Annotated in this window: 8 protein-coding genes and 1 pseudogene; all 9 read left to right on the top strand. The window is 61.5% G+C overall.

Features of this window, described 5'->3' with window-relative positions; translation table 11 throughout:
- A pseudogene (locus BIS11_RS06840) lies at nucleotides 1-388 on the top strand (3-oxoadipyl-CoA thiolase); the annotation flags it as partial.
- A 31-nt stretch (nucleotides 389-419) separates the two neighbouring features.
- Entirely contained in the window at nucleotides 420-1,733 is a 1,314-nt protein-coding gene (locus tag BIS11_RS06835) for a short-chain fatty acid transporter (protein ID WP_253420048.1), read from the top strand.
- 26 nt (nucleotides 1,734-1,759) lie between these two features.
- Nucleotides 1,760-2,929 carry an alpha/beta fold hydrolase gene (locus tag BIS11_RS06830; RefSeq protein ID WP_253420051.1) on the top strand — a complete coding sequence of 390 codons (1,170 nt, stop codon included), beginning with the start codon at nucleotides 1,760-1,762 and terminating at the stop codon, nucleotides 2,927-2,929.
- A gap of 145 nt (nucleotides 2,930-3,074) precedes the next feature.
- A complete protein-coding gene (gene pcaQ, locus BIS11_RS06825; RefSeq protein WP_253420053.1) occupies nucleotides 3,075-3,998 on the top strand; it encodes a pca operon transcription factor PcaQ in 924 nt (307 codons plus the stop codon).
- Between the two features lie 144 nt (nucleotides 3,999-4,142).
- Nucleotides 4,143-4,862, top strand: a complete 720-nt coding sequence (gene pcaH / locus BIS11_RS06820; protein WP_253420056.1) for a protocatechuate 3,4-dioxygenase subunit beta — start codon at nucleotides 4,143-4,145, stop codon at nucleotides 4,860-4,862.
- A gap of 15 nt (nucleotides 4,863-4,877) precedes the next feature.
- Nucleotides 4,878-5,510 (top strand): protocatechuate 3,4-dioxygenase subunit alpha, encoded by a 633-nt coding sequence (gene pcaG / locus BIS11_RS06815; RefSeq protein ID WP_253420059.1) that lies wholly within the window; start codon nucleotides 4,878-4,880, stop codon nucleotides 5,508-5,510.
- A 230-nt stretch (nucleotides 5,511-5,740) separates the two neighbouring features.
- A complete protein-coding gene (locus BIS11_RS06810) occupies nucleotides 5,741-6,769 on the top strand; it encodes a TRAP transporter substrate-binding protein (protein WP_253420062.1) in 1,029 nt (342 codons plus the stop codon).
- 3 nt (nucleotides 6,770-6,772) lie between these two features.
- Nucleotides 6,773-7,300 (top strand): TRAP transporter small permease, encoded by a 528-nt coding sequence (locus tag BIS11_RS06805; protein WP_253420066.1) that lies wholly within the window; start codon nucleotides 6,773-6,775, stop codon nucleotides 7,298-7,300.
- The coding region (locus BIS11_RS06800) for a TRAP transporter large permease subunit (RefSeq protein WP_253585854.1) at nucleotides 7,290-7,848 on the top strand (559 nt) is incomplete at its 3' end. The genes BIS11_RS06805 and BIS11_RS06800, both read left to right, overlap by 11 nt.

The raw sequence follows: 7,848 nt of genomic DNA, 5'->3' as shown, positions 1-7,848 counted from the left end.
GCACGGCCTCGAGCCGATGGCTAGGATCATCGGTATGGCCACCGCGGGTGTCGAGCCGCGCATCATGGGCTACGGGCCGGTTCCAGCGGTCAAGAAACTGCTGGCGCGCACCGGGGTGTCGCTCGATGAGATCGATGTGTTCGAGTTCAACGAGGCGTTTGCTGCCCAGGCGCTGGCCTGCATGCGCGATCTGGGCCTAGAGGATGACGACCCGCGGATCAACCCCAACGGGGGGGCGATCGCACTCGGCCACCCGCTCGGCATGTCCGGCGCGCGGCTGCTGCTCACCGCCGCCCATGAATTACAGCAAAGCGGCAAGCGCTACGCGCTGTGCACCATGTGCGTCGGTGTCGGTCAGGGCATCGCCACGCTGATCGAACGCGCCTGAAGGCCAAACGGATAACCATAAGAGAAGCCCCATGCAGGCGATCACCAACGTTTCGGTACGTCTCGTACATCGCTATTTGCCTAGCGCCTTCGTTTTGGCGGTCATGCTTACCGCCATTGTCTTCGTTCTGGGCATGACCGTTGGCGGCCAATCGCCGATGGCGATGTCGGCCTACTGGGGCGGCGGCTTCTCGAGCCTGTTCACCTTCGGTATGCAGATGGTATTAGTGCTGCTCACCGGCTATGTGCTGGCGTTGACGCCTGCCGTACAGGCGATGCTCACCGGTCTCACCGAGCGCGCCAGTACGCCGCGCCAGGCGATGGTAATCACCATCGTGATGAGTTTCGTGTGTTACTACCTGAATTGGGGTTTCGGCATGGTAGCCGGTGCCATACTGGCCCGCGAGATGGGTCGCCGTGTAGCGATTCACTTTCCGCTGATCGTGGCGGCCGCCTACGGCGGTGAACTGGTGCGCGGCCCTTCCTCGTCGATTCCTCTGGTCATCGCCACACCGGATCACTTCATGGAGGATCGCATCGGCATCGTGCCAGTGAGTCAGACGCTCTACTCTGGCTGGAACATCGCGCTAACGTGCCTACTGTTGCTGCTTCTGGTGGCCTTCTTCATGCTGCAAAAGCAGCCCGAGCGCATCGTGCGTCTCGACGATGCCGAAGACGATGACGTGCAGGCGCCTGTGCTGGAGAAGCATGCAAGCTTCTCCGACTGGATCGAGAACAGCCGCTTTCCAACGCTGTTTCTCGGCGCTCTGGCGGCGCTCTATCTCATTGGCCAGGCGGTGACTGGGCAGTTCAACATCGATCTTAACACCGTCATCATCATTTTCCTCGCCCTGGGCTTGTTACTGCATAAAAATCCTGCGACCTACCTCAAGGCAGCCGAGAAGGCGGTGGGGGCGGCGCGCGGTATCATCGTGCAGTTTCCGCTCTATGCAGGCATTGCCGGGATGATGACCGGGGCGGGGCTGGTGACGCAGTTCTCGGAAGCGATCATCGCCATCGCCACCCCTGCCACCTTTCCGCTACTGACGTTTCTATCTGCCGGTATCGTCAATTTCTTCATTCCCTCCGGTGGCGGGCAGTGGGCCATTCAGGGGCCGATCATGATGGAGGCGGCCGCCGCCCTTGGCGCCGACCCCGCCCAGACCATCATGGCGTTCACCTGGGGCGACGGCTGGACCAACCAGATTCAGCCGTTTTGGGCGCTGCCTCTTCTAGGGGTCGCCGGACTCTCGGCGCGGGACATCATGGGCTATTTGATCGTTTGGCTGATGATCTCGGGAGTGGCCATTGGCGGCACCTTCGTTGCGCTGTCGGTGTTCGGGTAAACATAAGCTGATAAAGGATACGGAGCATGGCCTTTCATTCGATCAATGGGCGTAGCGTCGCCTACCGCTTGCTCGGCGCCCAAGCCAACCCGCTGGTGGTGCTGGCGCACCCGCTGGGTATGAGTCAGGCGGTCTGGGACGACGTTATCCCTGCGCTGTTACCGCGCTACCGCGTGCTCACCTGGGATCTGCCCGGCCACGGCGCGAGTCAGGCGGTGAGCGGCGAGCGCATCACCTCTTCTGAGCTGGCGGCCGAGGCGCTGGCGCTAGTGGATCTAACCGGTGCCGCGCGGTTTCACTTCGTGGGAACCTCTATTGGTGGGGTCATCGGTCAACAACTGATCAAAGCGCATGCTGAGCGCTTGACGAGCGCTATGCTCACTAACACGGGGGCTGTGATCGGCAATCCCGAACTGTGGAACACCCGCGCCGCCCGCGTGCGTGCAGAGGGGCTGTCCGCCATGGCCCAGGAGATTGTGCCGCGCTGGTTCGGACCCAAGGCGTTCGAGGCGAACCCGGCACTCAAGGCAGGCTGGAGCGTGCAGATGGGGCGTGGCGACGACGAGTCCTACGCTCAGCTTTGCGAGATGTTGGGGCGTGAGACCTTCACCGGGCAGCTCTCCGACAAGGGCGTCAAGGTGCAGCTTCTTGGCGGCAGCGACGATCTTGCCACGCCGCTGGAAACGCTTCAGACGCTGGCCGAGGAGCTCGGCGGCGCGCCGCTCGACGTCTTCGACGGCGTTGGTCATGTACCTTCGGTGGAAGCGCCCGAGCGCTTCGTTCAGGCGCTTTTTGCAGTGCTGGCCCGTGACCTTGGCGATGTGGCCCATCAAGGCGTGGCCTACGCCACTGGCCTTGAAACGCGCAAGCAGGTTTTAGGGCGGGAGCACGTCGAGCGCTCCACCGCCAATGCCAACAGTCTCGATGCTCCTTTCCAGCAGATGATCACCCGCCTCGCCTGGGGAGAGCTTTGGAGCAACGAAGATCTCACTCGCCGCGAGCGCAGCATGATCACGACGGGAATTCTCGCAGCGCTTGGCCGTGAGGAGCTTGCCTTGCACCTGAAAACCGCCAAACGCATTGGCCTGAGCGACGCCGAACTTCGCCAGGTACTCATGCACGTCGCCATCTACGGCGGCGTTCCTGCGGCGAATCACGCCTTTGCCCTGGCCAAGGAGTTGGGCTGGGGGGAGTGATCGGCCAATCATCCAGGCAAACGCTTTAGCCAACGCCCCGGTAGCGCTACCATGCGGCTACCGGGGCTTTGTGCATAGAGCCCACTCGTTTATTTAGCCTGCCCAACACGCTTGAGCGATTACGCTCGGTGGCCCAAGGAGTTGCATGCTCAACGCCCGCATCAAGCTACGCCACCTGAGTGCCTTTCTCGAAGTTGCCAAGCGGCGCAGCTTTGCTCGGGCTGCCGAGGCGTTGGCGATCACGCAGCCGGGGATCTCCAAGGCGATTCGCGAGCTCGAGGAGATTTTAGAAACGCCGCTTTTCGAGCGGCTGCCTCAAGGCGTGGCGCTGACCCAAGCCGGGTTGACGCTGCTGCGCCACGTAGGCCCTGCACTGCGGGCGCTGGACGAAGGGGTGAGTGCGGTAGGCGATAGCCATCGCGGCGCCCGGTGGCTGCGGGTGGGGGCGCTCTCTACGGTCGAGAGTCGCCTTTTGCCGCTGGCCATATCGCGCTGGCACGCCCAGAGCGATACCTGTATCTCGGTGGTATCGGGGCCAAGCGCCTACCTGCTGTCGCAACTGCGGCTGGGGGCGTTGGATCTGGTCGTGGGGCGCATGACCGAGGCTCGTGAGATCGGAGATCTTCACTTCGAGCATCTCTACTATGAGCCTTTGGTTATCGTTGCGCGTCGCGACCACCCGCTGGCGGGGGCTGCCGCAGTGGCCGGCGCTGAGCTCACCCAGTACGCCTGGGTATTGCCGCCGCCGCAAACCGCCCTGCGCCAGCAGGTGGATAGTTTCTGCGTGCGACACGCCATCAGCCCGCCCTCTATGCTGCTCGAAACGCTCTCTCTACCGGTCAGCCACCGCTACACGCTAGAGAGCGATGCCCTATGGATCGCCCCGCGTGAAGCGGTGGCGGAAGCGCTGGCCAGCGGCGAGTTGAGCGAGTTGGCGCTGCCCCTCGAGGCGCATGGCGGCTCGGTAGGCATGTGCACCAACGTCAGCATGGCGCCGTCTCTTAGCCGGGAAGCCTTCTGCGAAACCCTGCGCGAGGCGGCAGCCGAACGGCTTCTACCAAGGTCGTAAGCGCCATAACTCATAGGTTATGGGTCGAGCGGACTCTTCAATTGGCAGGTATTCGCCCACACGCCACACTCGTTGAGTCAGCGCGAGATGCCGCGTGCGCCTCGCTAATGCCCTTGAGGGCGTTGGATCAAAGAGTCTTTCGCTATGCCCCATAACAATCGCTTCGTCGCCCGTGACCGACACTGGCATCCGCCGGCCTATGCGCCCGGCTACAAGACCTCCGTCGCCCGCTCGCCTCAGCAGGCGCTGGCGAGCATGCAGACCCCTACTGCATCAGAGCTGACCGGCCCTGACTTTCGCCACCTGCGTATGGGGCCCTACGACAATGACCTGTTGATGAACTTCACCCAGGGCGAAGGCTTGCCTCAGGGGGAGCGCATCATCGTCTTCGGGCGCGTGATCGATCAGTTTGGTAAACCCGTGCCGCATACGCTGGTGGAGATGTGGCAGGCCAATGCCGGTGGCCGTTATCGCCATAAGAAGGATGCCTATCTAGCGCCGCTCGACCCGCACTTCGGCGGCGTGGGGCGTTGCCTGACCGACGAGCAGGGTGTCTACCGCTTCCGCACCATCAAACCCGGCCCCTACCCCTGGCCCAATGACATCAACAGCTGGCGTCCGGCGCATATCCACGTATCCGTCATGGGTCCATCGATCTCGAGCCGCCTGATCACCCAAATGTACTTCGAGGGCGATCCGCTGATTCCGCTATGCCCAATCGTGCATACGCTCAACGATCCCGAGGCCGTAGACACCATGGTCGGTCGTCTGGACATGGCGCAAAGCAAGCCCATGGACTGCTTGGCGTATCGCTTCGACATCGTGGTGCGCGGTGAGCTGCAAACCTACTTCGAAAACCTCTAAGGCCGGGGGACGACCATGTACCAGCCCAATACTCAGCCCACCCACGACCTCATGCTACGCGAGACGGCGTCACAAACCGCGGGCCCTTTCGTGCATATCGGCCTGGCCCTCGCCGCCGCGGGCAATCCCGAGCGAGATGAGGAGATCTGGAACGAAATGGCCAAGCCTGGCGCTGAGGGCGAGCGCATCCAGATCGTGGGCACCGTGATCGACGGCAACGGCGATCTGGTCCGTGACGCCTTTCTGGAGGCGTGGCAGGCCGACCCCGAGGGGCACTACCAGGCGAATTATGACCTGCAAAAACCGTTCAACGGCTTTGGTCGCACCGCCACGACTTTCGATCATGGCAGTGAGTGGTCACTGATCACTCTCAAGCCCGGCGCGGTGATACACCCCAACGGCACGCCGATGGCGCCGCATATCAATCTTTCCATTTTCGCGCGTGGCATAAATATCCACCTGCAAACACGGCTCTACTTCGACGATGAGATGGAGGCCAACCGCACCTGTCCGGTGCTCTCGCGCCTCGAGTCGGATAATCGCCGCCAAACACTGATCGCCAAGCGCGAAGAGGGTGGCGAGATGGTGCGCTACCGCTTCGATATTCGCCTGCAGGGGCCCGGAGAGACGGTGTTTTTCGATTTCTAATCAGGCTGTCGTCACCCTTTCTTGAAGCGCTGAGCCTAATGGCCAGCGCTTTTATTGATTTCAGGGTGTAATGCGATCGAGTGAGAGCCTGCTTCAAACCATGGAAGTGGCAAAAGATAGACCAAGGTCGATTAGCCCCGAATGGGGCGGTGGATTAAGCTGAATGCAATGCAACGAACTATTGTTCGTATGGCGAACGAAAAGCTGCTTCCCTACCTCTGGAGCTTACAATGAAAACGATCCTCTCACGCTGCCTTCTGACGGCTGCCGTCGCGGGTATGAGCATTAGTACCGCGCATGCCACCACGCTACGCATGGCTCACTTCTGGCCGGCTGCCTCTGGCGTCAATGAAGATATCCTGCAGGTATGGGCCGATACCGTGGCGGAGGAGTCCGGTGGTGAGCTCACGGTGCAGATGTTCCCGTCGGGCACCCTGGCCAAGCCTGATTCTATCTATGAGGCGGCGGCCAACGGTATTGCCGATATCGGTGCTACCGCTCAGGGTTACACCGCTGGGCGCTTCCCGCTGTCGCAGATCGTCGAGCTGCCGGGCATTGCCACCTCTGCCACCCAAAGCGCCTGCGTGCTGCAAACGCTCTATGACGATGGTCTTCTTGATAGCGAGTATGAGGATACCCGACCGCTGTTCATGTTCACCACCGGCCCTGGCGGTATCCACACCATCGACACTGATGTCCAGACGCCCGCAGATTTGGCGGGTCTGCGTATTCGTCGTCCGACGGCGGTCGCCGGTGAGATGCTCGAAAACATGGGCGCCACGCCCGTAGGCATGCCCGCGCCGGACATCTATACCTCCATGCAGCGGGGCGTCGTCGACGGCTTGAGCTTCCCCTGGGAGGGGCTTGGCAGCTTCCGTATCAATGAGCTGGTTAATTATCACACGGAAGTACCGTTTTATAATTTGATCTTCGTCGCGACGATGAACAAGCGCACCTACGATGGCCTTACCCCCGAGCAGCAGGCGGTCATCGACAACAACTCAGGCATGGCCTGGGCAGCACGCGCCGGTGAAGTGTTCGATCGCTTGGACGTTGAAGGCAAGCAGGAGGCCGTCGAGGCGGGCCACACCATTCGCGAAATCGAAAATCCGCTCCAGCATCCTGACTGGCAGGCACCGCTCGAAGCGGGTATCGAAGCGTATCTCACCCAGCTTGAGGAACGCGGCTTGAGCCAAGCCCATGACGTCTACGAAGCGGCACAGGCGGCCAGCGCAAGCTGTTCAAGCCCCCAGGAGTAAGGCATGCAGCGTTCTCTGGAAAGGGTCAGCCATTGGCTGGCCCTAGTGTGTCGTTGGGTAGCGGCTTTGGCACTCGTGGCACTTTTGATGGTGACGATTACCGATGTGAGTACGCGCTATCTCTCGCGGCTGACCGAAGGGGCGATCGCCCTGCGCGTGAGTGGAAGCGTGGAACTGGTGAGCTATTTGATGCTCTGTTCGCTGTTGGCGGCGATGGCGGCCAACGTCGAGAAGAGTCAAGTGGTGGTCGAGGCGTTTTCCCATCGATTACCCCAGGGTATCAAAAACCGTCTGCAGGGCATTTATCTTCTCGGTTTCGCGGCACTGGGTATCATCCTTTTTATCGGCCTGCTCGACTCGGCAGCGGCGGCCACGCGTCACGGCGAAATTACCCAGGATTTGCGCCTGCCTATGGGGCCGATCTATTACGCCGCAGCGGGGTTGAGTCTGCTGTTAGGTATACGTAGCGCGCTCCATGCGTTACTCGGCGCCCTGTTCGGCTTGCAAGAGGAGGTGGCTCATGGGGAGTGAAACGATCGGCGCCATTGGACTCGGCTTGCTGCTTGTTTTGATGGTGCTACGTGTGCCCGTCGCGCTGACCATGCTCATCATCGGTGTGGGGGGATTCGCCTCGATTATCAGCCTGGACGCCGCCATTGCGCAGCTCAAGACGGTGCCGGTCGAGGTGCTGTCCAACTACAGCTTCAGCGCGGTACCCATGTTCATCCTGATGGGCGTACTGGCGGCGCATTCGGGAATGGCGGGTAAGCTGTTCGATGCTACCCGTACCATCTGCGGGGGCTGGAAGGGTGGCTTGGCCATCGCCGCCGTGGGCTCCTGCGGTATCTTCTCGGCGATTTCGGGTTCGTCGCTTGCTACCGCTAGCACCATGACCCGGGTGGCGCTTCCGGAAATGGAACGCTACGGCTATAACCGGGGGCTCGCCACCGGCGCCTTGGCGGCAGGCGGCACGCTCGGCATCATGATTCCTCCCAGCATTGCGCTACTTATCTACGCCATTCTTACCGAGCAGTCGGTAGGCGACATGTTCATGGCGGGGCTGATTCCCGGGCTCATGG

Origin of the sequence: Halomonas sp. 707D4, from assembly GCF_024158685.1 — a bacterium.
GTDB lineage: Bacteria > Pseudomonadota > Gammaproteobacteria > Pseudomonadales > Halomonadaceae > Vreelandella.
Note: the sequence above shows the minus strand (reverse complement) of the source record. Positions and strands in the feature narration are given on the sequence as shown.

Bases quoted from the DNA above. Each gene is read 5' to 3' on its own strand.
- BIS11_RS06830 (WP_253420051.1), top strand. From the start codon at position 1,760: ATGGCCTTTCATTCGATCAATGGGCGTAGCGTCGCCTACCGCTTGCTC.
- pcaG (WP_253420059.1), top strand. From the start codon at position 4,878: ATGTACCAGCCCAATACTCAGCCCACCCACGACCTCATGCTACGCGAG.
- BIS11_RS06810 (WP_253420062.1), top strand. From the start codon at position 5,741: ATGAAAACGATCCTCTCACGCTGCCTTCTGACGGCTGCCGTCGCGGGT.
- pcaH (WP_253420056.1), top strand. From the start codon at position 4,143: ATGCCCCATAACAATCGCTTCGTCGCCCGTGACCGACACTGGCATCCG.
- BIS11_RS06805 (WP_253420066.1), top strand. From the start codon at position 6,773: ATGCAGCGTTCTCTGGAAAGGGTCAGCCATTGGCTGGCCCTAGTGTGT.
- BIS11_RS06835 (WP_253420048.1), top strand. From the start codon at position 420: ATGCAGGCGATCACCAACGTTTCGGTACGTCTCGTACATCGCTATTTG.
- pcaQ (WP_253420053.1), top strand. From the start codon at position 3,075: ATGCTCAACGCCCGCATCAAGCTACGCCACCTGAGTGCCTTTCTCGAA.